Below are 21881 nucleotides of genomic sequence, written 5' to 3' on the forward strand. Positions count from 1 at the left end.
TCCTCACCGTCCGGAAGGAGCGCCTGTGCCGGGTTTTCGCGCACACCTCGAACGGTCCCTGTCCGCCTTCTCCGCGATCCCGGAGCGGATCGCGCGGCTCGGAGCCCGGGCCGAGGCGGAACCGGCCCCCGTCGACCCTCGCCTGGCCGCCGCGGAGGACGCGGCCGCCTCCTCACTGGACCTCGACGACCTGCGCGGAGATCCCTGGCGCCTTCCGGTGGGGCACTTCGCACTGCACAGCGGAGCGACCGTCCCCGCCCTGGTCCCCTTCGGGGAGGGCGGCCACCTCGCGCTCTCCCGCGACGCCCGCGACCCGGCGGTGGCGGGCCTGGCCCAGACCGCCCTCCTCCACGTCCTCGCTCGCACCGACCCCGGCGCCGTCCGCGTCGTCGGCATGGACACCGGCGCACTGGGAGCGGCCTTCGCGCCCTTCACCGCCCTGCAGCAGGCCGGCGTGCTGGAGGAGGTCGCCACCGACGCCGCCGGTCAGGCGCGCGTCCTCGACATGGCCGAACGGCAGGTCGCCGAGGCCATCGCCGGGCGGTCCGACGACCGCTTGGTCCTCGTCGTGGCCTCATGGGAGGCGCCCACCCGCGCCCACCGGCAGCGGCTCGACGCGCTCGCCCACTCCGGAAGGGCCCACGGCGTCGCGATCATCGCCTGCGGACTCCCCGACCTGCAGCAGGCGACGAGGATCGACATCGGCGAGAGTTCCGCGACCGTCCACAATCCACCCGGGGAACCGTGGACGACGGGCGAGGAGTACGCGATCCCGCTGACCCTGCCGTCCGTCCCGTCCTCCTCCTACCTGGCCTCGGAGGCCGCCCGCCTCGCCGACCGCGCCCGGGAGGCGGGGACCCTGCGCTTCTCGGACCTCGTCCCCCTGCGGACGGGCGACGCCGACCCCGCCGACGGCCTCGAGGTGCGCATCGGCCGCGACCGCTCCGGCGACGTCGCGCTCCGCTTCGACGACCTCACGCCGCACTGGCTCATCGGCGGACGCACCGGCGGCGGCAAGACCGTCTTCCTCCTCGACCTGCTCTACGGGCTCGCCACCCGCTACCGGCCCGGCGACGTCGCGCTCTTCCTCCTGGACTTCAAAGAGGGAGTGTCCTTCAGCGAGTTCATCCCCACCGGCCGCGACCGCACCTACATCCCGCACGCGCGCGCCGTGGGCGTGGAGTCCGACCGCGAGTACGGGCTCGCCGTCCTGGAGGCGCTCTCGCAGGAGATGGTGCGGCGCAGCCAGGTCATGAAGAACCTGGGGGTGTCCTCCTACGCCGCGCTGCGCCGCCACGAGGAATATCCGCGGATCGTCTGCGTCGCCGACGAGTTCCAGGTGCTGCTGGCCGGCAACGACCGCGTGGCCCAGCAGGCCGTCGCGGCCCTGGAGACCATCGCGCGCAAGGGCCGCTCCTACGGCGTCCACCTCGTCCTCGCCTCCCAGACGCTCTCCGGCATCGAGTCCCTGTGGGCCAAGAAGGACTCCATCTTCGGGCAGTTCCCCATGCGCGTGGCCCTGCCCGGCGCGAAGACCATCCTGGAACCGGACAACAACGCCGCCCAAGGGCTCTCCCTCGGGCAGGTCGTCGTCAACACCGAGGGGGGAGCCAAGGGCGCCGACCGGATCGTCCGCTTCCCCAACGCCGACGACGACCACATGCGCGCGGTCCGCGAGAATCTGAACCGGACCTTCGCCGACGCCCGCCCGCCCCGGATCTTCTACGGGTACAAACCGCTCCACCTCTCCGACGCCCTTCCCGGAGAGAAGGGCGGCGACCGCCTCGCGCTCGGGCGGCACGTGGACGTCGGGCTCAGCATCGCCGCCCCGGCGCTCACCCGGTCGCCCGGACGCAACCTCGCACTGCTGGGGTCGGACAAGGCCCTGGGGGAGACGCTCGAAGCGGCGGTCGAGGGGCTGGTCCCCGAACGCCGTGTCGTCGCCGTCGACGAAACGGGGGCGGCCGTCCTCCCCGAGGGAGTCGAGAAGGCCGCCTCGCTCGCCGAGGCGATGGAGGACGTCGCCGACGACACCGTCATAGCCGTGTGGGGGGCGGAGAACCACGGCCTGGACCGCGCCGGCCTCACCCGGTTCCGCGAGCTGCTCCGCCGCGGTCCGGAGAGAGGCGTCCACATCCTCGGCTGGTGGCGCGCACTCCGCCGTCACATGGACGACATCGGCGGCAGCGCGGGCCGGGAGGACTGCGCGGTCAGCCTCGTCGGCACGATCCCCGGAGGCGAGCTCATAGGCCACTTCGGACAGCAGTACTCGCACTGGTCGCCGCGTGCGGGAAGGGCTCTGCTCATCGACCGCCACAGCGACGACTCCGGCGGGAGGCTCATCATCCCGTTCACGAGGCCCGAGGGCGTGGCGATGCCCCACCAGTCCGGCACCGCCGAGGAGAGGATCTTCTGATGGCCGCGACGACAGCCGACCTGTACCGGCAGACCCTTCAGGAACTGGACACGGTGCGCCGGCGCTCCGCCTCGCAGGCGGAGGCGCACCGGGCCGCCATGGAGAGCTCCGCGCAGCGCGCTGAGCAGCTCCGGGCGGCCTCGGACGAAGGCCGGGCCTCGGCGGAGGCGCTGGCCGCCGCGACGCGGGCGAAGCCCGCGGGAGGACGGCCGGAGGCGGCGGCGCAGCCGGACTCGTTGGACGCTGTGGAACACGACCTGAGGGCCGCCGAGGGGGACCTCGAAGAGGCCAAGTACCTGGCGCACCGGCCGGCGTTCCTGCCGCGCTGGCGTTCCGACGAGCGCAATGCCGTCGTCTACGCCGGAGCGGCCCTGGCGGGTTTGGCCGCCCAACTCGTCGCGCTGCGCACGTGGTCGGGCGACGGGATCGTGGACCTTCTGATCCTGCTGGCCATTCTGGTGGCGTTCCCGCTGGCGGCCTTCGGCGCCGGGTGGCTCGCGATCGGCGTCGTCGCCCGTCCGCGCCTCGGGGAGCCGGAGAAGCTGGTGCGCAATCCCCGCCTGGGCCTGGTCATAGCTGCCACGGCGTGCGCGGTGGCCGCGTACGCCGCTTTCGCCGGTTGACGCGGGCCCGTTCCAGCGTGCGCCGGTCATGGGACGGGCATTCCGCCTTGACTGCGGGATGGCCGTTGCACCCTGGCCACGGGAGTGCCTGGCGACCTGATCACGGGATGGCCGTTGCACCCTGGCCACGCCCTGACCACGGGAGTGCCTCGCGACCCGATCACGGGATGGCCATCACCCTCCGACCACCGGATGGCAGCGCGTCCGGCGGGCTCACCGGCCTGCGGCCCCTCGCGGCCTACTCGTGGTCTACTCACTCTCGTACGAGTAGTGGTACCAGATCTCGCGCGAGCCCCGGCCGGGCTCCTCGCGGTTGAACCGGTCGTAGAGCGCTTGACCGGAGTGGTTGTCCGGGGCGGTCTCCCAGTTCATGACCGGGTATCCGCGCTCCGCGGCCGCCTTCGCGGCGGCGCGCATCAGGAGCGTTCCGACGCCCTCGGTTCCGCGCCCGCGGTACTCCGGCACCACATAGAGGTCGTTCAACAGGGCGTCGACGGTCGCGCGGGTGGACGTGCGGACCCAGTAGAGCGTCGCGAACCCGACGGCCTCGCCGCCGTCCATCGCGATCAACTGCAGTCCGAGCCGGTCGTCGGCCACCAGGTCGCCGAAGAAGGCGCGGTTGCGCTCCTCGTCCGGCTCCTGCCCGTAAAACCGCTGGTAATCGGCGATGAGCGGAAGGGCGAGCGTTAGGTTCTCGTCGGTGACGACGTCGATCTCAAGGGTCACGGGGATCTCCTCACAAGCGGGGGTGCCCACCATAACAAGGACCCGATCCCCTTGGGGCGCCGGTGGAACGACGGCGGTCAGTCGTAGGGGCTGTCCTCGGCGACGCCCCACATCTCGGCCGCGTCGGGGTCGATGCCGTCGCGCCCGGGGCGGTAGTCGGGGTCGAAGTCCGGGTCCTCGTCGTCTTCCTCGTCGTCCGGACGCCACTGGTCGGACGAGGTGCGCGCCCCGCCGTCGCCCGTTCCGGCGTCCGCCGGGGCGGGACTCGGGCCGTGCCCGGCGGACGCGCCCTGCCCGGACTGCGAGGTCGGGTCGGCGCTGCGGGCGATGGTCCGGAGCATGTCGACCGTCTCGTCGTCGCCCTCCTCGACCGCGCTGCGCACGTCCTCGTCCATGGGGATGTCCCAGTAGGAGATCTCCCCGTCCTCGACCTGCTCGGCGATGCGCTTCCACATGTCGTCCTGCTGCGAGCGCAGGAGGTTGGCGATGCCCCAGGCCGTCTGCGAGCCGCCGTCGGCCGTGCCGCGGGCCAGGAGGTAGGCGTGCAGGCGCTGGAGGTCGAACGGGCCGTCCGCGTCGAAGGGCTCGGGTTCGGGGGCGGACCCGTCCGCCGGAACGGAGCGGTCTCCCCCTCCCCGGCCGGTCTCTGCGTCGTCGAAGAGGCCCGAGCGGAGGTAGGCCGGCGTTTCGGGAGGTTCGGCTGTCATGCGCTGACTCGATTCGCTGTGCGGTACGGCGGGGTCGGGGGAGGGGATATGGAGTCAAGATACTGAAGCCGCGCCACCGCCACAAGCAGTTTCAGAATTGTATAAGCTTCTGCGCCGGCGGACCTGTGCGAGGTATATCGCTCCGCCTATCGGCAGGAGGAGCGGAACGAAGGCGTATCCGGAGCCGAAGTGCGACCAGACGCTCGCCTCGGGGAAGAGCGAGGGAACGGCGTAGCTGAGCGCCCCGACGGCGAGCACGCCGGCCAGTTCGATGCCCACGGCGATCTGCGCGGTGGTCCGGCGTCCGCGCACGATGGCGACGGCGGCGACGATGTACACGGCCGCGGCGATGGTGGAGAGGGTGTAGCTGAGGGGCGCCTCGGTGAATTTCGTGCCGACCTGGAAGAGCGCGCGGGCTCCGGCCGAGACGGCGAAGACGGTGTAGACGAGGGCGATGAGCCGTCCGGGGCCGCTGGCGAGGCTCCGGTCCGGGTTATCCGACGACATTGATGTGGGTCTCCCAGATCTGGTTGCAGCGGAAGAGCAGGGCGGCCACGACGAAGGGGGCGACGGCGACGGTGCCGATGCCCCAGCGGCTGCGGTCGATCCTGCCCCAGAAGTAGGCGAAAACGGGAACCAGCAATGCCACGACCAGGTAGCTGAAGAAGAGGGCCTTCTCGTCGCCGGGGGCGCCGGGGACGCGGGCGAACCCGCCGACGATGACGGTGAGGACGGCGGCCTCCATGACCCCGATGCCGATCGCGTGCGGTCGGCCGGGGCGGGCGAAGCGGGCCGTGTCGACCAGGAACCAGAGGCCCAGGGCCAGGGAAAGGGCCAGGGCGGGGTAGTACAGCCACTCGATCACGTGACCACGGTATTACCTCTTCGGGAGGGAGGGGGATGTGGACGGGCCGGTTGTGAAGAGCCGTCGGGGCCGCGCGGCCCCGACCGCTCGCGTTCTCTTTCGGCCCGTCCGCGGGCGCCCTGTGCCCGGGACCGCGGTTCCGTCCGGGCGCACGGTCGCCCCGTCCGGACGGCCGTTGCCGTCGCGCGGGCGATGGGCCGGCTAGGGGGAGTCCTCGCTGCCGGAGTCTCCTCCGCCGTCGTTCTTCCTGCCGCCGACGATCTTCACGAAGGCGATGACGATGGCGACGACCACGACGACGCCGAGGAGGGCGAGCAGGCCGTTCTTCATGCCGTTGCCGCCCTCGGAGTCGGAGGCGGATTCCTCGGAGGGGGAGGCTTCCCCGTCCGGGCCTTCGGCGGTCTCGCTCTGCTCGGCGGTGGGCTCGGTGTCCTCGCCGCCGTCGGCCCGCAGCGCTTCGGGGATCGACTCCGCCTCGAAGGCGATGGTGCCGCTGACGTTGTGGCCGTCCTCGGAGAGGACGCGGTAGGAGACGGTGTACTCGCCCGGAGCGGTGTACGTCATCGGCTGGGTCAGCGTGTTCCCATCGACCGACGGCTCGGCCAGGTCGAGGTCGCCGTCGGGTCCGGAGGCTCCGACCTGGGAGTTGTCCGGGTCGAGGTCCTCGTTGAAGGTGAAGGTGACCGTCTCGGGCGCGGCGTCGAGCGCGGCGCCGTCCTCCGGACTGGTCTCCAGCAGCGCGGCGTGGGCGGAGGCGGCCGTGGACACGCCGAGCGTGCCGACGAGGCCGGTCAGCGCGGCCGCGAATATTCTTTTCCACATGCCCCGCATCCTTCCATGCGCGCCCGGGTCACTCTTCCGGAGGTGGTGCTCGAAGGTCCAGGTCACAGGGGGATATGTGCTGCCGCAGGAGAAAAGGGGCGCTGTGACGGTTCTCCCGCGCGGCTCCGCCTCCCGCCGCGACCGTGACCAACAGTGTTATTCATTCGTTATCCGAAGTGACGACGGGTGCCCGCTCGGGCCCGTCCGACCGCCCGGCCGGGCGGCGGAGGGGGAGCGGCCGCACCGTTTCCGCCCGGGGCCGAGCGCCCGGGGCGGACGGCGTCCACGCGCGGCCGTTGAGGATCGCGCACAGTGGAACTTGGTAAACGGGGAAGGGCAGCGATGAAGGTTGGTCGGTTTCTTTGTCCACAGTCAGCAGATCCATCGCGCCCGAGGGGCGCACGGCGGTTCCCGAGGAGCCGCCCGTCGAAGGCGATACCAGGGAGCTCGCCGCGACGATTCCTCTGAAGCCGCCGGCCCAGCTAGGAGGCGATAAGAACGTGGCTCGACACGACGGAGAGCAGCGGCGCACGGAGGTGCGCCTCGACCGATGGCAGAGCGGCCGGCAGAGCCGTAGGAAGGCGGGCACCCGGGTGGGTTTCGCGACGGAGCAGCGCACGGAACAGCGGCGGACACGGAGGAAGCGGACGGAGAGCCTCTACTCGGTGGAGCAGCCGCCTCCCCTGGAGGCCCCGCGGGGCGTGGAGGAGTGGGTCGGCTGGGAGCTGGCCGCCAAGCTCTGGAGGGAGCACGTTCCGGAGCAGCTGCTGGGCGTGGACTGCGCGACGTGCGGGTCCGAGTGGCCTTGCGACGCTTGGGAGCTGGCCAATGGAATCCTGAACGACTGCCACCGCGCGGCGCAGGTCGCGGGGGAGTAAGGCCGAAGCGGCTGACGCCGCCGGCCCCCGCCGGTATTCTCCGCACCGGGGACGGCCCGGCGGCAGGGGCGTGCCGACCCTGCCGAAGCACCCCGGTAAAGTTGAGTGGAGTCCGCTCAACTTTGTCTGGTTACTCACAATGCCCCGAAAATCTTGACGCCGCCACCGCCGGCGAGCAATATTGAGTCTAGCGGACTCAAGTTTTGAGATTATGACTGAGGGACGGCCCCGCGTGGGACCGGGAGCTCAGGGGGCCGCAAGGCGCTCGGGCGAGCCCGGACGGCACGCCCCGTCCCGCGATGAAGCAAGAGCAAATAAAAGGCATGGAGCCGCCGCCGGACGCGAGAGAGGTCCGGCGGCGGACTGGCAGAAAAGCAGTCAGGAGAACGAATATGGCACGTGCGGTCGGTATTGACCTCGGCACCACCAATTCCGTCGTCTCGGTCCTCGAGGGCGGCGAGCCCACCGTGATCACCAACGCGGAGGGCCAGCGCACCACCCCGTCGATCGTCGCGTTCGCGAAGAACGGCGAGGTCCTCGTCGGTGAGGTCGCCAAGCGGCAGGCCGTCACCAACCCCGACCGGACGATCCGCTCGGTCAAGCGCCACATGGGCACCGACTGGTCGATCGACATCGACGGCAAGGCCTACTCCGCCCAGGAGATCAGCGCCCGCATCCTCATGAAGCTCAAGCGCGACGCCGAGGCCTACCTGGGTGAAGAGGTCACCGACGCGGTCGTCACCGTGCCGGCGTACTTCAACGACGCGCAGCGCACCGCGACCAAGGAGGCCGGCGAGATCGCGGGCCTCAACGTCCTGCGCATCATCAACGAGCCGACCTCCGCCGCCCTGGCCTACGGCCTCGACAAGGGCGAGCAGGAAGAGTTGGTCCTCGTCTTCGACCTCGGCGGCGGCACCTTCGACGTGTCCCTGCTGGAGATCGCCGAAGGCCTCATCCAGGTGAAGTCCACCTCGGGCGACAACCACCTCGGCGGCGACGACTGGGACGACCGGATCATCCAGCACCTGGTCAAGACCTTCAACGGCCAGTACGGCGTGGACCTGTCCAAGGACAACATGGCCATGCAGCGCCTCAAGGAGGCCTCCGAGAAGGCCAAGATCGAGCTGTCCAGCGCGGCCAACACGACGATCAACCTGCCCTACATCACCGCCGGCGCCGACGGGCCGCTCCACCTGGACGTCTCGCTCACCCGCGCCGAGTTCGAGCAGATGACCTCCGACCTCCTCGAGCGGACCAAGAAGCCGTTCCAGCAGGCCATCAAGGACGCCGGAGTCCAGGTCGGCGACGTCGACCACGTCATCCTCGTGGGCGGCTCGACCCGCATGCCGGCCGTCAACGAGCTGGTCAAGGGCCTCATCGGCCGCGACGCCCACAAGGGCGTCAACCCCGACGAGGTCGTCGCCGTCGGCGCCGCGCTCCAGGCGGGCGTCATCAAGGGCGAGGTCAAGGACGTCCTGCTGGTCGACGTGACCCCGCTGAGCCTCGGTATCGAGACCAAGGGCGGCATCTTCACCAAGCTCATCGACCGCAACTCGGCCATCCCGACCAAGCGCTCGGAGACCTTCAGCACCGCCGACGACAACCAGCCCTCCGTGCTCATCCAGGTCTTCCAGGGAGAGCGCGAGATCGCGGCCTACAACAAGAAGCTCGGCACCTTCGAGCTGACCGGCCTCCCGCCGGCCCCGCGCGGCGTCCCGCAGATCGAGGTCACCTTCGACATCGACGCCAACGGCATCGTGAACGTCTCGGCGAAGGACCAGGCCACCGGCAAGGCCCAGTCGATGACGATCTCCGGCGGCTCCTCGCTGCCGAAGGACGACATCGACCGCATGATGCGCGAGGCCGAGGAGCACGCCGAGGAGGACAAGAAGCGCCGCGAGGAGGCCGAGACCCGCAACCTCGGCGAGTCGCTGGTCTTCCAGACCGAGAAGCTCGTCGCCGAGAACGGCGACAAGATCCCGGAGGAGACCAAGACCAAGCTCGACGAGTCGGTCACCGAGCTCAAGAGCGCCCTGGCCGGCAGCGACGTCGAGAAGATCAAGACCGCCACCGAGGAGCTGTCCAAGGTCAGCCAGGAGGCCGGAGCCGCCATGTACGCGGCCCAGCAGTCCGCCGGCGAGCAGCCGCAGGGCGGCGCCGAGGACGGCGGCCAGGCCGAGGGCGACGAGAACGTGGTGGACGCCGAGATCGTCGACGACGACAAGGACAAGAAGTAGTGAGCGACGAGAACAAGGGCGAAGAGCCTCGCGAAGAGGCGGCCGCCGGAGAGCCCGACAACGGCTCCGAGGAGGCCGCCCCGGAGGGGGCCGAGAACGCCGAGACCGACCGGGGCTCCTCCGCGGAGGGCGATGACGCGCCCGAAGAGGGCGAGGCCCTGACCGTGGACGACATCCTGGCCGCCGCCGAAGAGGACGGAGCCGCGATGGAGGAGTCCTTCAAGGTCCTGGAGAAGAGCCTGTCCGAGCGCACCGCCGACCTGCAGCGCGTGACGGCCGAGTACCAGAACTACCGCAAGCGCGTCGAGCGGGACAAGTCCCGCGCCGCCGAGCTCGCGGTGGGCAACCTGGTCTCCGCGCTGCTGCCGGTGCTTGACGACCTCGACAGGGCGCGCGAGCACGGCGACCTCACCGGCCCGTTCGCCGCGGTCGCCGACAGCCTCGCCTCCGCCCTGGAGAAGCAGGGCCTGGAGGCGTTCGGGGAGAAGGGCGACTCCTTCGACCCGGCGATCCACGAGGCGGTCGCGCACCTGCAGGACCCGAGCGTGGACGGCCCCACGTGCATCGACGTGATGCGCCGCGGCTACCGCATCGGGGAGCGCCTGGTGCGGCCCGCCATGGTGGCCGTCGCCGACGCCCCCGAGGAAGCCGGCTCCGAGGACGGGCCCGCGGAGCCGAAGGGCTCCGAGGGCGGGGATGACCCGAAGAACGAGGAGTAGGAGGGGGACCGATGGCATCGCAGGACTGGCTTGACAAGGACTTCTACGCCGAGCTCGGCGTGCCTTCGGACGCCTCCAAGAAGGACATCGACAAGGCCTACCGCAAACTGGTGCGCCAGTACCACCCGGACAACAACAGCGAACCGGGCGCGGAGGACAGGTTCAAGGCGGTGTCCGAGGCCTACTCGGTCCTCCACGACGACGCGAAGCGCGCCGAGTACGACGAGGTCCAGCTGATGAAGTCGGGCCGCGGAGGCTTCGGCGGATTCGGCGGCGGAGGGGTCAACATGGAGGACCTCTTCCGCCAGGGTTCGTCGTCCGGCGACTTCGGCGACATCTTCGGGAACCTCTTCGGAGGCTCCCGGCGTCGCAGCCGCGGCCCGAGACCGGGCAACGACCTGCGCACGCACATGACCGTCGACTTCGCCGACGCCGTCCAGGGGACCACCCACGACCTGCGCATGCGGGCCCCGGGGACGTGCGAGACCTGCCACGGGTCGGGCGCGGCGCCGGGCACCAGCCCGCAGACGTGCCCCCGCTGTTCGGGCGCGGGCATGGTCACGGTCAACCAGGGCGGCTTCTCGTTCCAGCAGACGTGCCCCGACTGCGAAGGGTCGGGGTCGATCGTCCCGACGCCGTGCTCGGAGTGCGGCGGTTCCGGGGCGGTCACCAAGGACCGCACCATCACCGTCCGCATCCCGGCGGGCATCCGCGACGGCCAGACCATCCGGCTGGCCGGGCGCGGCGCCCCCGGCGAGCGGGGCGGGCCGTCCGGCGACCTCATGGTCGACGTGCACGTCCGCAACCACCCGCTGTTCGGGCGGGACGGGAACAACCTGACCCTCCGCCTGCCGGTCGCCTACACGGAGGCCGCACTGGGCGCGAAGGTGTCGGTGCCGACGCTGGAGGACTCGGTGACCATGAGGGTCCCGGCCGGAACGCCGTCCGGACGCGTCCTGCGCGTCAAGGGGCGCGGCGTCCCCGGCAAGGGAGACCTGCTGGTGACCGTCGACGTCCAGGTGCCGCAGGACTTGAGCCGCGAGGCCAAGGAAGCGCTGGAGAAGTACGCGGCCGTCGAGCCGCCGGCCGACCGGCGCGACCTGACCGAGTTCACCGGCAAGAATCCGTAGACGCCGGCGCCGCCGCCCGGGAATGGGCGGCGGCGCCGGGGTGTCTTGGAAAGGGACACCGAACGGGAGGAGAGACCGTGGCAGCCACCCCGAGACGCAAGAGCAGGACCGTCATCGAAGTGACGGTCTCCGAGGGCGACGCCGACTACGAGGCGAAGATCCTCACCATCTCCGTCGCCGCCGAGATGGCCGGCATGCACCCGCAGACGCTGCGCCAGTACGACCGCATCGGGCTGGTCGAGCCGGGCCGGACGCCCGGCGGCGGGCGCCGCTACTCGGCCCGCGACGTCAGCGACCTGCGCGAGGTGCAGCGCCTCAGCCAGGACGAGGGCATCAACCTCGCCGGCATCAAGCGCATCATCGACCTGCAGCGGGAAGCCGACCAGGCCAGGGCCAAGGCCGCCGCGCTCGCCGAGGAGGTCGCCCGGATGCGCGCCGAGATGACGGAGCTGCACGCCGTCGCCGAGGCCTTCACCAAACAGGTCGCCGTGCGCCAGAGCGGCGAGATCGCCGTCTGGCGGCCCCGCCGCCGCTGATCCGGGGCGGCCGCGAGCCCTATGAGCTTGCGCACCGGCCGTGCGGGGGCGCCGAGAAGCGGATGGCGCCCCGGGATCCGGCGGCCTTACAATGTCTCCATGGACGATAGTCATAGTCTCAAGGCCAGGTCATAGTGCTCATAGCCATTGGTCTGGCCATCATTCTCGCCGTAACGGCCGCCACGGGATTCTTCGTGGCCCTCGAATTCGCCTACACCGCCGTGGACCGCTCCAGGATCCAGGACATCATGGCCAACGACCCGGACCGCGCGCCCCAGGCGCGCCGGGCCCTGGCCATCGTCCGACGGCTCTCCTTCGCCCTCTCCGGGGCCCAGCTGGGAATCACCGTCACGGCCCTCTTCGTCGGCTTCTTCGCCGAACCCTACCTGGGAAAGGGACTCGCCGCCCTCTTCGGAACCGCGGGAGTCCCCGCGGGCGTCTCGATCACCATCGGCGCCGTCCTGTCCTTCCTCGTCGCCAACGTCATCCAGATGGTGCTCGGCGAGCTGGGTCCCAAGAACCTCGCCATCGCCCGCACCGAGGCGCTGGCCCTCTGGCTCTCCCGGCCGACCCAGATATACCTCGCCGTCTTCGGGCCGCTCATCACCTTCTTCGACGCGGCCTCCACGAAGCTCCTGAGGCTCATCGGCATCCACGCCGTCGAGGAGCTGGAGCACGCGGCCACGGCCGAGGACCTCCACCACATCATCGACCAGTCCCGCGACGAGGGCACCCTCGACGCCGGACTGTCCGAGCTGCTCGACCGCGGGCTCGACTTCAGCGAGATCACCGCCGAGCAGGCCTCCACCCCGCGCGTGGACGTGCACACCCTCCCGACCGACGCCACCGTCGCCGACGCCGTCGACGCCCTCCACACCGGGCACTCGCGCTTCCCGATCCTGGGCAGCGACGTCGACGACATCCGCGGCGTCATCGGGCTGTCCAACATCATCAAGGTCCCCCGCGAGGACCGCGCCGAAACCCCGGCGGTGGCCGCTGCCGACCCGGCCCTCCTGGTCCCCGGGTCGCTCCCGCTGCCGCAGCTGCTGGAGAACATGCGCTCCCAGCACCGCCAGATGGCCTGCGTCGTCGACGAGTACGGCGGCTTCGACGGGATCGTGACCCTCGAGGACCTCGCCGAGGAACTCGTCGGGGACATCCGCGACGAACAGGACCGCTACGAGGCCGGCCCGGTCGCCCTCTCCGGCGGCGCGTGGATCGTGCCCGGCCGCTGGCGCATCGACGAGATAGCCGACGCCACCGGCATCGGCCTGCCCGAGTCCGAGCACTACGAGACCATCGGCGGGCTCGTCATGTCCGAGCTGGGGCGCCTGCCCCGCAAGGACGACGAGGTGACCCTCCCGGTCGCCACCTCCGACCCGCAGGTCGACAGGGTCGAACTCCTGGTCGTCTCCATCGCTCGGCACGTGCCGCAAGCGGTCGAGATGCGGCCCCTGCGAGAGGGGGAGGCCGTATGAGCCCCGGACCCGCACTCGCCGTCTCCGTACTCCTGCTCGTGCTCAACGCGTTCTTCGTGGCCGCCGAGTTCGCCCTCGTCGCCTCCCGCGCCCACCGGCTCGAGCAGATCAATACCCGCGCCTCGCGCTCGGCCCTCGACGGGACCAGGCACCTGTCGATCATGCTCGCGGGAGCGCAGCTGGGCATCACCGTCTGCACCGTCGGGCTCGGCGCGCTCGCCGAGCCGGCCGTCGCGACCCTGTTCGAGGGCCCGCTGCACGCCCTCGGCCTGCCCTCGGGCGCCTCGCACGCCATCGCGTTCACCATCGCTCTGCTCATCGTCGTCTTCCTGCACATGGTCGTCGGCGAGATGATGCCCAAGTCCTGGGCCATCAGCCACCCGGAGCGCTCGGCGTCGATCCTCATCTGGCCCTTCCGGGCCTTCGTGTGGATCGCCCGTCCGCTCATCGCGTTCCTCAACGTCTCGGCCAACGGGCTGCTGCGCCTGTTCGGGGTGGAGCCCGCCGACGAGAAGGCCCAGGCGCACTCGCCGCAGGAGCTGCGCTACCTGCTGCGCTCCAGCGCCGAGGCCGGGCTGCTCGACCAGCCCGAGCGCGACATCCTCACCCACGCCATCCAGGTGCAGGAGACGACGGTCGGGGAGGTGGCCGTTCCCTGGGACACGGTCGTCACCGTCCCCGCCTCGGCCCGCTGCCGGGAGATCGAGGCCGTCTGCCGGGACACGGGGCGCTCGCGCCTGGTCGTGGTCGGCCCGGACGACCAGCCCGTGGGCCTGGTGCACGTGCGCCAGGCGGTGACGGCCAAGGAGGACCCGAGCGCCGGCCGCCTGGCGTTCGCGCCGCTCCTGGCTCCGGCGAACACGACCGTCTCCGACGCGGTGGCGCTGCTGAAGCGACAGCACTCGCAGCTGGCCCTCGTGACCGACGAGAGCTACGCCGTTGTCGGTCTCGTCGCCATGGAGGACCTCCTCGAGGAGATCATGGGCGACTTCTACGACGAGTCGGACCGCCGTTAGACCGATACCCGACCGGCCGGGCCGCGAGCATTCCGCCACCGTGCGGGCTCGCGGCCCGGCCGTTTCTCCGCGCTGGGCGGAAAACGCCGTCCGGTGCGCTCCCACAGCGTGCGTGCGCACTCGCGGCCCGGCCGGTTCCGTGGGTGCGCTCCCACGGCGTGCGCGCGCGGTCGCTTCCGTGTGCTGGGGATCTTCCCGGTCCATGGGATCGGGCATTCGAATTTTGCGTCCGTTTTCGAATAAGAGGCCGCCCGGGCTGGAGAAAGGCGGGAAGACGGGGTTATGCTAAAGAAAGTACACTAAATAAATTTTGTCTATCCTCTAGGAGCCCCGGATGCAGCGGCGAATCAATGTCATCCCACAGCCCAAGGAGATCCGAGAGTCCGCGGGCGACCTTCCCGTCGGGTCACTCACCGAGATCGTGGCCGCCCCTCGCGACCGCGAGACCGGCGTCCTCCTGTCGCACCTGATCCACGCCGGCACCGGCCACTACCTGCCCGTCGTCGAGACCGCCCCGGCCGGGTCCACCCCCCTCGCCCTCAGCTCCGAGCGCGGCCTCGACCCCGACCGCCTCACCGAGACCGCCGACGAGCGTTACGACCTCACCGTCGACGCCTCGGGCGTGACGATCTCCGGCGCCACGCCCGCCGGCGTCTCGCGCGGCGCGGCCACCCTCCGCCAGCTCCTCCCCGCCGAGGCCTACCGCAAGGCCGGCGCGGCGGACGCCTCGCTGCCGTACGTCGCGATCCGCGACGAGCCCCGGCTGCGCTGGCGCGGAGTCATGGTCGACGCCGTCCGCCACTTCCGTCCCAAGAGCTTCCTCTTGGACGCCATCGACCACGCGTGGGAGCACAAGCTGAACATCGTCCAGCTGCACCTCACCGACGACCAAGGCTGGCGCCTCGAAGTGCCGTCGCGCCCGCGCCTGACCGAGGTGGCGGCCTGGAGGACCGAGACGGTCACCGGGCACGCCCTCTTGGAAGGGCCGGGCGACGGCACGCCCCACGGCGGGTACTACACCCTCGACGACATGCGCGAGGTCGTCGCCTACGGGCGCGCCCGCCATGTGACCGTGGTGCCGGAGATCAACCTGCCCGGGCACACGCGCGCCGTCCTCGCCGCCTACCCCGAGCTCGGCACCGGCGAGACCCTTCCCGTCGCCACGAGCTTCGGCGTCTTCTTCGACGTCCTGGAGCCCACCGCCGAGACCCTCAAGTTCACCGAGGACGTCTTCGCCGTGGTGGCCGACGTCTTCGACTCGCCGGTCATCCACATCGGCGGCGACGAGGTGCCGCTCGACCAGTGGGCGGCCTCGCCCACGGCCGCCTCCCTCATGGCGGAGCAGGGCTTCGACAACCCGCGCCAGATCCAGGGCTGGTTCGCCAACGCCTTCGCCGAGCAGCTCTCCCAGTACGGGCGCCGCATCGCCGGCTGGGACGAGGTGCTCGGAGCGGGGGCGCCGTCCGACACGATCGTCACCGTGTGGCGCAACGAGGGCTATGCCGTCCGCGCCGTCGGCCAGGGGCACGACGCCATCGTCGCGCCGGAGCCCTACACCTACCTCGACCACTACGAGTCCGAGGACCCGCGCGAGCCCCTGCGTATCCACGGGCAGACGAGCGTGGACAAGATCGCCGGGTGGGACCCCGTCCCCGACGGGCTGGAAGACGGCCAGATCCTCGGCGCCCAGTGCCAGCTGTGGGCCGAGTACCTGCCGACCGGGCGCGACGCCGAGTACGCGATGTTCCCGCGCCTGGCGGCCTTCGCCGACGCCTCCTGGAGCACCATGGACGCTCGTGCGGAGCGTCCGGTCGGGGAGCGCATCGCCGGGGAGCACGTCGACCGGCTCGAGGCCCAGGGCGTGAACTACCGTCCGCTGGAGGGGCCCAAGGCGTGGCAGCAGGGCGGCAGCGGCGTGCGCAAGCGCTGGGACCGCACCTATAAGGAGATGGAACTGGACGAGGAGAAGTTCGTCTACACCGCCGACGAGTAGAGCGTCGGGCACAGGCCGTCCTACCGGTAGGCCGCGCGGGAGCTGCGACCCGCGCGGCCTTTTCATGCCTTATCCCTGATGAGCAGGGGTATCGATGGCCGCCGCGCCGCCGGAATCCTTGACGGACCCCGACGGCGAGGCTAGTATGACTAGCGGTTATTTGAATTGGGCCCGAAGGCCCTCGGCGAGTTCCTCGAACCGTCGGGAGTCGTCGGGCTTTACTCCTGCCCATCCGATGTCGAGCTTCTCGTCCCCTCCGACGACTATCATCAAGCCGTACCAGATGTAGACGAGGTAACCCCTCTCGGACAACTCAGCGATCAGTTTGATCTCGTCGTTCTTCCCACTATTCATATTTCACCTCCTCCCTCTCGCGAGAAGGTGACCACCTCACAGCGGCGGCCGATTCTCACTGTAAGGGAGGAGGTTTCCGCGAACCGGTTGCGACACGCCCGCGATTGTGCTTGCCGCGCCGTCTCTGTCGAGGATCAGTGGCCCGGTGCCCCGGCGCTGAGCAGAATCACTTCCCTCAGCTTCGCGAAAGCCTCGTCGACGACTTCGGCCGTGATGGGCCGGCTGAAGTAGACGTCCGCGTAGAACTCGGAGATCCGCAGGCGTATCGAGTAGTCGTAGTGGTCGATGCTGCCCAGGTTCTCGAAGAGATCGGCCGCCTCGGAGAGAAAGATGCTGTGTCCGTTCGATGGTGTTTCTTCCATGGCGGTGATCCTAGGACCGCTCGAGCACGGTTCGGCGCAACGACATTCCGGGTCGCCCCGGATGTACTAGACGCCGGGGCCCTCATCCGTCCAGGGGCGGTTCAACAGGCCCGCCCTGGCCAGGGCCAGCGCCTGCTGCGCGGCCTCGACAGCGTCCTCCTCGGTCAGCTCCACCGGAGTCGTCAGGAACTGGTAGTACAGCGGCGCGCTCACGGTGCGCACCAAGCGCTCCGGGCTTACCTCGCCGGGCAGTTCGCCGCGCTCGACCGCCTCGTGGACGCAAGGCGTCCATTCGCCGACTCGCTTGGCGTAGAAGCGGTGCAACGCCTCCGCGGTCTCCTCGCTGCATACCGACGCCGCGATAAGCGAGCGGAACAGGCGCCCCTGGCGCGGGTCCGCGAGCGTCTTGCGCACCAGCAGCGCGCACTCCTCGAGATCCCGGTCAACGTCCCCTAGACGCGTTCGCCCGAGTGACGTCTCCGCCATGTCCTCGAGCAGGTCCTCGGCCAACCCCGCAGCGCTGCCCCAACGCCGGTAGACGGTCGTCCTCCCCACGCCGGCCCGTTCGGCCACCGCTGCCAGGTCGAGGTGGGAGAAGCCGGACTCGACGAGAATCTCGGAGGTGGCGTCGAGGACGGCCCGTCGGGTGGCCGCCGTCCTGCCGCCGGGGCGCGTCTTCCCTGGACGAGGGCGTTCCTGAGGCATTAACGGTACTCCAGTTTCATTAATAGGTCATTCGGTGCTACAGTAGCACCAGAGCTTAATGAAACAAGTATACCGTTAGTGGAGGTATTCAGAGATGGAAACCCGCAGGCTCGGCCGCTCCGGCCTCTTCGTCCCCGTCCTCGGACTCGGCACGGCCACCTTCGCCGGCAAGAACGACTTCTTCAAGGAGTGGGGCGACACCGACGTCCAGGGCGCCCGGCGCATGATCGACATCAGCCTCGACGCCGGGGCGAACCTCTTCGACAGCGCCGACGTCTACTCCGACGGCGCGGCGGAGGAGGTCCTCGGGGAGGCCCTCAAAGGCCGTCGCGACCGCGCGATCGTCTCGACCAAGGGCGGGCTCCCCTTCGTGAGCGACCCCGCCGACGCCGGGTCCTCCCGCCGCTGGCTGACGAAGGCCGTGGAGGGTTCGTTGCGCCGGCTGCGCACCGACCACATCGACCTCTACCAGCTCCACGCCTTCGACGCGTTCACCCCCGTCGAGGAGACCCTGGAGACACTCGACTCCTTCGTCCGCCAGGGCAAGATCCGCTACATCGGCGTCTCCAACTACGCCGGCTGGCAGCTGATGCGCATGATCGGCACCGCCGAGAACCGCGGCCTGGTCCGGCCCGTCGCGAACCAGGCCTACTACTCGCTGATCGGCCGCGACTTCGAGTGGGAGCTCATGCCGCTCGGGCTCGACCAGGAGATGGGAACACTGGTGTGGAGCCCGCTGGGGTGGGGGCGCCTGACCGGCGCGGTCCGACGCGACGCGCCATTGCCGGAGACCAGCCGCCTGCACCGGACCGCGGACATGAGCCCGCACGTCGACCAGGAGCGCCTCTACGACGTGGTCGACGTCCTGCTGGAGGTCGCCGAGGAGGCCGGGAAGAGCGTTCCGCAGGTGGCGATCAACTGGCTGACCGGCCGTCCCACAGTCGCCGGCGTGATGATCGGCGCGCGAACCGAGCGGCAGCTGCGCGACAATCTCGGGGCCGTCGGCTGGAGCCTCACCGCGGACCAGATCGGGAGACTCGACGAGGCGAGCGCGTCGCAGGCGCCTTACCCGGCCTCGGTCTACTCCATTCAGGACGGGTTCCGCCGCGTGAGCCCGCCGCTGTTCGGGTGAGCGATTCCGACGGACGGGACAGACGCACCCAGAATACGCAATCTACCAGGCAAGACGCGGCGAGATAGGAACGAATTAATCTCATGAAGTAGTGACGCTGTCACTCTCCGGTGGTATTCTCGTGCAATAGAAGAACTTAACAGTGTTCGGTTGGGGTCATCCCATTGGGGAGACCGTTCCAGTCCATACCGGGCGGGCTGAGTCTGGGGCCCGTTCTCATACCGGAGCTGGATCGAAAAACCAGTCATCTCTGCCGGGGCAGTCTGGCGAGACACGACAACCCGACCGGCGCCACCACGAGTCGGGTTGACCGTGGTGACTGCCGCCGGACAAGATGATTGCCGCTTGGCCTATCACGGGGGAAATGCCAGGTAGCAGCCGAACAGAAAGAAGCCGTTGGAGAGGCGCCACCCTCCAGCGGCCTTCTTTTGCGCTCAGGGCGGGCAGCTGCTCATTCGCGGGACGCCGAGGGCCTCCGCTCGTTCGCGGTTCTCGCCGTCTTGAGGCGGGAACACTCACCCGCCGATGCCCTGCGACCCGTACGAATCTATGGGGCTCGCACGCGTCCCGCCGGTTCCCCGCCGGGGCCTGCGCTAATCCCGCCGGTTCCACACCGGGGCCCGCAGCAATCCCACCGGTTCTTCACCGGTTCCCGCCGGCCCCGCCGGATCCCGGTCAGGCCCCCAGTTGGAAGAGGCCCGTCTCGTCGGTCTCCACCAACCCCTCGTGGAGGAGCTGGGCCAGGGCCTCGTTGACCATGGCCGCGTCCTTCCAAGCGAGGTCGATCTCCGAGCGGGGCCGGGGCGCCTTCTGGCGCAGCAGCTCGATGATGTTCCCGCGCACGTGCCGGTTGGTTCCCGTGTACTTCTGGCGTTTCCGCGACGGTCCCTCCGGGATGTCCTGGTAGGCGAATCCGCAGACGTCGACGACGGGGCAGGAGGCGCAGTCGGCCTCGCGGGCCTTGCAGACGAGCGAGCCCAACTCCATCAGCGCGATTGAGAGCCGGGCGGCGGTCGCCTGGTCCTCGGGCAGGAGGGCCTCGCAGGCGTCGAGGTCGGCCTGGGAGGTCGCGGTGCCCGAGTCGGGTTTCCCGGAGAGGCGGGCGACGACGCGCCGGACGTTGGTGTCGACGACGGGGTGCCGGTGCCCGTAGGCGAAGACCGCGACGGCTGCGGCGGTGTAGACGCCGATGCCCGGCAGCGCCCGGAGCTCGTCCAGGTCGCGGGGCACCTCGTTGCCGTGTTTCTCGGCGATGGCCTGGGCGCACTCGCGCAGGCGCATGGCGCGGCGCGGATAGCCCAGGCGCCCCCACATGGTGAGGATGTCCGGCCCGGCCGCGTCGGCGACGTCGGCGGGGCTCGGCCAGCGCTCCATCCACGCCTCCCACAGGGGTGCGACGCGGGACACGGGGGTCTGCTGGCTCATCACCTCGGAGACGAGCACGCCCCACGGCGTCGTTTCCGGTCGCCGCCAGGGCAGTTCGGTGCGGTTGTGGGCGTCGAACCACGGCAGGAGCCGCTTGGGGAGGACGGTGACGAGTCCCTCGTTCGGCGGATTGTTCGGCATGGGCCCCTCTCGCCTTCGTGAAATTCCTGCGATGTGCAGCGCAATGTTATACCGTCACGCGGTATGCGGGAGTGGTGGAAGAAAGTGTCGGCCGCCGCGGTCGGCCGGGGCGGAGAGACGCCCGGCACCTACTGGGCGCGGCGGGCCATGGTCCTCGGCATGGTGGCGGCCGTGGCCATCATCGCCGCCACTGTGTACAAGGTGACCGCGCCGCTGGAGCAGGCGTCGGTCGACGACCCCGAGCACGTCCGCCCCGTGAATCCGACCGCCACCAAACGCCCCCTGGAGGATCGGGACCTCGAACTGGCCCAGCCGCAGGCCCACCGGTCGGAGGAGTCTCCGGAACCGGAACCGGAGGAGAGCGAGTCCCCCGCGGAGCCGGAGCCCTGCGAACAGGACGGCGTCCGCCTGCAGGTCGTCTCCGCGCTGCGGGAGGCCTATGTGGGGACCACCGTCCCCGTCAGCGTCCTGGTGGTCAACGAGGAACGGGCCGATTGCGAGATCCGGTGGGACCGGGTGGTTCTGCAGGCCCGCAATGGAAACGACATCGTCTACGCCTCCGACCACTGCGGCGACGAGCCGGAGGGGACGGCGGTGCTGAAGCCCGGCGACGGCGAGACGGTGGAGTTCGACTTCGCCGCGAAGGCCAGTGACGAGGCGTGCGAGGGCGAGAGGCGGGAGCTTCCCGCCGGTGACTACGACCTGGTGGCCGCGGTGGGGGAGAGCGAGGCCGACGCCGGCCTGCGCCTCAAGTGACCTCTGCCGGGCGACTCTCCGGCCGACTGGGCCGGTCCGTCCTCCCTACCTGGAACGGGAGCCTCGGGCGGCTTATGACAGGAAGCGCGCCGACGCCCCGCCCCTCTGCCCGCGACGGGCGTTACCGCTTCTAACAGCAGGTCCGCCAGGGCCTTTCCGAGCTGCGCCTGGTCCTCGTCGCGGTGCTCGGGGTCGATGGCGCCGGCGACGTAGCGGCCCTGGACGAGCGTGACGATCAGCGCGGCGGCGGCTTCGGGGCGGCGGTTCTCGGGGAGTTGTCCGGAGTTCTGGGCGCGCTTGAACAGTTCGGTGAGGTCCGCCTTCATGTGGTCCCAGTAGGAGGCGATGCGGCGCGCGGTGGCGGGGTCATCGCCGAGTTCCACGGCGGCGCGGGTGAAGAACTCCCCGTCGGACATCTTCGGGGCGAGGTCGAGCAGGGCGGAGAGGATCGAGGCGAGCGAGTGGGCCGGGCCGGGCTCGAGGGAGAGGACGGCCTCCCACCGGGGTCTGGAGTCGAACTGGAGGTGCTCCATGGCCTGGATGTAGATCTGGTGCTTGGAGCCGTAGCCGGAGTAGAGCGTGGCCCGGTTGAGGCCGGTGGAGGCGACGAGGTCGGTCATGGTGGTGGCCGTGAACCCCTTCTCCAGAAAAGTCTCGGCGGCCGCTTTGAGAATCCGCCATTCGTCGGGATTCCGCGGCTTGATTATGTTTGCTTGCTTCATGTTTGAACGGTATCTACCCGTACGCGCCCGGTCAAGGCGCGTATGGGGGCTCCGAATAGGCCGTACGGTGGGGGAGCGCCCGGGCGGACGGTGTCCGGGGCCGAAACCGGTGCGAGAATGGGGTCCGGGAGCGGAGTG

General features: G+C 70.2%; 22 protein-coding genes. 12 read left to right on the plus strand and 10 right to left on the minus strand.

Annotated elements, in window-relative coordinates:
* The first annotated feature begins 25 nt into the window (after positions 1-25).
* Together ACFTE1_RS21145 and ACFTE1_RS21150 are read left to right on the plus strand one after the other, a co-directional pair.
* Entirely contained in the window at positions 26-2416 is a 2391-nt protein-coding gene (locus ACFTE1_RS21145; protein WP_380617712.1) for an FtsK/SpoIIIE domain-containing protein, read from the plus strand.
* On the plus strand, positions 2416-3039 hold the full coding sequence (locus tag ACFTE1_RS21150) for a hypothetical protein (RefSeq protein WP_380617711.1): 624 nt from the start codon (positions 2416-2418) through the stop codon (positions 3037-3039). Before ACFTE1_RS21145 ends, ACFTE1_RS21150 begins: the two co-directional genes overlap by 1 nt.
* Positions 3040-3288: 249 nt before the next feature.
* On the opposite strand, the gene ACFTE1_RS21155 is transcribed toward ACFTE1_RS21150, so the two are convergent.
* The 5 genes from ACFTE1_RS21155 to ACFTE1_RS21175 form a co-directional block, all read right to left on the minus strand.
* Complete coding sequence (locus ACFTE1_RS21155) at positions 3289-3765, minus strand: GNAT family N-acetyltransferase (protein WP_380617710.1); 477 nt, start codon at positions 3763-3765, stop codon at positions 3289-3291.
* A 77-nt stretch (positions 3766-3842) separates the two neighbouring features.
* Complete coding sequence (locus tag ACFTE1_RS21160) at positions 3843-4472, minus strand: hypothetical protein (protein ID WP_380617709.1); 630 nt, start codon at positions 4470-4472, stop codon at positions 3843-3845.
* Between the two features lie 54 nt (positions 4473-4526).
* Complete coding sequence (locus ACFTE1_RS21165; RefSeq protein ID WP_380617708.1) at positions 4527-4979, minus strand: hypothetical protein; 453 nt, start codon at positions 4977-4979, stop codon at positions 4527-4529.
* The gene (locus tag ACFTE1_RS21170; protein WP_380617707.1) at positions 4966-5337 is read right to left on the minus strand and encodes a hypothetical protein; all 372 of its coding nucleotides are present in this window, start codon (positions 5335-5337) and stop codon (positions 4966-4968) included. Before ACFTE1_RS21170 ends, ACFTE1_RS21165 begins: the two co-directional genes overlap by 14 nt.
* Positions 5338-5538: 201 nt before the next feature.
* The gene (locus ACFTE1_RS21175; RefSeq protein WP_380617706.1) at positions 5539-6159 is read right to left on the minus strand and encodes a copper resistance CopC family protein; all 621 of its coding nucleotides are present in this window, start codon (positions 6157-6159) and stop codon (positions 5539-5541) included.
* Between the two features lie 500 nt (positions 6160-6659).
* Between ACFTE1_RS21175 and ACFTE1_RS21180 the strand changes: the two genes are divergently transcribed.
* From ACFTE1_RS21180 to ACFTE1_RS21215, 8 genes are all read left to right on the plus strand, one after another.
* On the plus strand, positions 6660-7037 hold the full coding sequence (locus tag ACFTE1_RS21180) for a hypothetical protein (protein ID WP_380617705.1): 378 nt from the start codon (positions 6660-6662) through the stop codon (positions 7035-7037).
* Positions 7038-7429: 392 nt separating this feature from the next.
* The gene (gene dnaK / locus ACFTE1_RS21185; protein ID WP_380617704.1) at positions 7430-9274 is read left to right on the plus strand and encodes a molecular chaperone DnaK; all 1845 of its coding nucleotides are present in this window, start codon (positions 7430-7432) and stop codon (positions 9272-9274) included.
* Positions 9274-9993 carry a nucleotide exchange factor GrpE gene (grpE, locus tag ACFTE1_RS21190; protein WP_380617703.1) on the plus strand — a complete coding sequence of 240 codons (720 nt, stop codon included), beginning with the start codon at positions 9274-9276 and terminating at the stop codon, positions 9991-9993. The genes dnaK and grpE overlap by 1 nt, the downstream gene beginning before the upstream one ends.
* A gap of 11 nt (positions 9994-10004) precedes the next feature.
* Complete coding sequence (dnaJ, locus tag ACFTE1_RS21195) at positions 10005-11123, plus strand: molecular chaperone DnaJ (protein ID WP_380617702.1); 1119 nt, start codon at positions 10005-10007, stop codon at positions 11121-11123.
* A gap of 185 nt (positions 11124-11308) precedes the next feature.
* Positions 11309-11659: a heat shock protein transcriptional repressor HspR gene (locus ACFTE1_RS21200; protein ID WP_380617902.1), complete on the plus strand. Its 351-nt coding sequence runs from the start codon at positions 11309-11311 to the stop codon at positions 11657-11659.
* A gap of 134 nt (positions 11660-11793) precedes the next feature.
* Positions 11794-13137 carry a hemolysin family protein gene (locus ACFTE1_RS21205; RefSeq protein WP_380617701.1) on the plus strand — a complete coding sequence of 448 codons (1344 nt, stop codon included), beginning with the start codon at positions 11794-11796 and terminating at the stop codon, positions 13135-13137.
* Positions 13134-14153, plus strand: a complete 1020-nt coding sequence (locus ACFTE1_RS21210) for a hemolysin family protein (RefSeq protein WP_380617700.1) — start codon at positions 13134-13136, stop codon at positions 14151-14153. Before ACFTE1_RS21205 ends, ACFTE1_RS21210 begins: the two co-directional genes overlap by 4 nt.
* Positions 14154-14487: 334 nt before the next feature.
* Positions 14488-16146 carry a beta-N-acetylhexosaminidase gene (locus tag ACFTE1_RS21215; protein ID WP_380617699.1) on the plus strand — a complete coding sequence of 553 codons (1659 nt, stop codon included), beginning with the start codon at positions 14488-14490 and terminating at the stop codon, positions 16144-16146.
* Positions 16147-16302: 156 nt separating this feature from the next.
* Here ACFTE1_RS21215 and ACFTE1_RS21220 read toward each other — a convergent pair whose 3' ends face one another.
* The 3 genes from ACFTE1_RS21220 to ACFTE1_RS21230 all read right to left on the minus strand — a co-directional run bounded on the left by ACFTE1_RS21220 (position 16303) and on the right by ACFTE1_RS21230 (position 17567).
* Complete coding sequence (locus ACFTE1_RS21220) at positions 16303-16500, minus strand: hypothetical protein (protein ID WP_380617698.1); 198 nt, start codon at positions 16498-16500, stop codon at positions 16303-16305.
* A 134-nt stretch (positions 16501-16634) separates the two neighbouring features.
* A complete protein-coding gene (locus tag ACFTE1_RS21225) occupies positions 16635-16862 on the minus strand; it encodes a hypothetical protein (RefSeq protein WP_380617697.1) in 228 nt (75 codons plus the stop codon).
* A gap of 66 nt (positions 16863-16928) precedes the next feature.
* On the minus strand, positions 16929-17567 hold the full coding sequence (locus ACFTE1_RS21230) for a TetR/AcrR family transcriptional regulator (RefSeq protein ID WP_380617696.1): 639 nt from the start codon (positions 17565-17567) through the stop codon (positions 16929-16931).
* A gap of 94 nt (positions 17568-17661) precedes the next feature.
* Between ACFTE1_RS21230 and ACFTE1_RS21235 the strand changes: the two genes are divergently transcribed.
* On the plus strand, positions 17662-18699 hold the full coding sequence (locus ACFTE1_RS21235; RefSeq protein WP_380617695.1) for an aldo/keto reductase: 1038 nt from the start codon (positions 17662-17664) through the stop codon (positions 18697-18699).
* Between the two features lie 675 nt (positions 18700-19374).
* On the opposite strand, the gene ACFTE1_RS21240 is transcribed toward ACFTE1_RS21235, so the two are convergent.
* Positions 19375-20265 carry an A/G-specific adenine glycosylase gene (locus ACFTE1_RS21240; RefSeq protein WP_380617694.1) on the minus strand — a complete coding sequence of 297 codons (891 nt, stop codon included), beginning with the start codon at positions 20263-20265 and terminating at the stop codon, positions 19375-19377.
* A gap of 63 nt (positions 20266-20328) precedes the next feature.
* Here ACFTE1_RS21240 and ACFTE1_RS21245 point away from each other — a divergent pair, with 63 nt between their 5' ends.
* Positions 20329-21021: a hypothetical protein gene (locus ACFTE1_RS21245; protein ID WP_380617693.1), complete on the plus strand. Its 693-nt coding sequence runs from the start codon at positions 20329-20331 to the stop codon at positions 21019-21021.
* Here ACFTE1_RS21245 and ACFTE1_RS21250 read toward each other — a convergent pair.
* Positions 20961-21743 (minus strand): TetR/AcrR family transcriptional regulator, encoded by a 783-nt coding sequence (locus ACFTE1_RS21250; RefSeq protein ID WP_380617692.1) that lies wholly within the window; start codon positions 21741-21743, stop codon positions 20961-20963. The two genes, ACFTE1_RS21245 and ACFTE1_RS21250, sit on opposite strands and share 61 nt — an antisense overlap.
* Between the last annotated feature and the right edge of the window lie 138 nt (positions 21744-21881).

It is taken from the genome of Salininema proteolyticum (assembly GCF_042685645.1).
GTDB classification, from domain to species: Bacteria; Actinomycetota; Actinomycetes; order Mycobacteriales; family Micromonosporaceae; genus Salininema; species Salininema proteolyticum.

What these genes read in the sequence shown, in the direction of transcription:
- ACFTE1_RS21245 (WP_380617693.1), top strand. Translation starts at nt 20,329, where the DNA reads ATGCGGGAGTGGTGGAAGAAAGTGTCGGCCGCCGCGGTCGGCCGGGGC.
- ACFTE1_RS21175 (WP_380617706.1), bottom strand. Translation starts at nt 6,159, where the DNA reads ATGTGGAAAAGAATATTCGCGGCCGCGCTGACCGGCCTCGTCGGCACG.
- ACFTE1_RS21150 (WP_380617711.1), top strand. Translation starts at nt 2,416, where the DNA reads ATGGCCGCGACGACAGCCGACCTGTACCGGCAGACCCTTCAGGAACTG.
- ACFTE1_RS21210 (WP_380617700.1), top strand. Translation starts at nt 13,134, where the DNA reads ATGAGCCCCGGACCCGCACTCGCCGTCTCCGTACTCCTGCTCGTGCTC.
- ACFTE1_RS21165 (WP_380617708.1), bottom strand. Translation starts at nt 4,979, where the DNA reads ATGTCGTCGGATAACCCGGACCGGAGCCTCGCCAGCGGCCCCGGACGG.
- ACFTE1_RS21215 (WP_380617699.1), top strand. Translation starts at nt 14,488, where the DNA reads ATGCAGCGGCGAATCAATGTCATCCCACAGCCCAAGGAGATCCGAGAG.
- ACFTE1_RS21225 (WP_380617697.1), bottom strand. Translation starts at nt 16,862, where the DNA reads ATGGAAGAAACACCATCGAACGGACACAGCATCTTTCTCTCCGAGGCG.
- ACFTE1_RS21230 (WP_380617696.1), bottom strand. Translation starts at nt 17,567, where the DNA reads ATGCCTCAGGAACGCCCTCGTCCAGGGAAGACGCGCCCCGGCGGCAGG.
- dnaJ (WP_380617702.1), top strand. Translation starts at nt 10,005, where the DNA reads ATGGCATCGCAGGACTGGCTTGACAAGGACTTCTACGCCGAGCTCGGC.
- ACFTE1_RS21235 (WP_380617695.1), top strand. Translation starts at nt 17,662, where the DNA reads ATGGAAACCCGCAGGCTCGGCCGCTCCGGCCTCTTCGTCCCCGTCCTC.
- ACFTE1_RS21240 (WP_380617694.1), bottom strand. Translation starts at nt 20,265, where the DNA reads ATGCCGAACAATCCGCCGAACGAGGGACTCGTCACCGTCCTCCCCAAG.
- ACFTE1_RS21250 (WP_380617692.1), bottom strand. Translation starts at nt 21,743, where the DNA reads ATGAAGCAAGCAAACATAATCAAGCCGCGGAATCCCGACGAATGGCGG.
- ACFTE1_RS21160 (WP_380617709.1), bottom strand. Translation starts at nt 4,472, where the DNA reads ATGACAGCCGAACCTCCCGAAACGCCGGCCTACCTCCGCTCGGGCCTC.
- dnaK (WP_380617704.1), top strand. Translation starts at nt 7,430, where the DNA reads ATGGCACGTGCGGTCGGTATTGACCTCGGCACCACCAATTCCGTCGTC.
- ACFTE1_RS21220 (WP_380617698.1), bottom strand. Translation starts at nt 16,500, where the DNA reads ATGAATAGTGGGAAGAACGACGAGATCAAACTGATCGCTGAGTTGTCC.
- ACFTE1_RS21200 (WP_380617902.1), top strand. Translation starts at nt 11,309, where the DNA reads ATGGCCGGCATGCACCCGCAGACGCTGCGCCAGTACGACCGCATCGGG.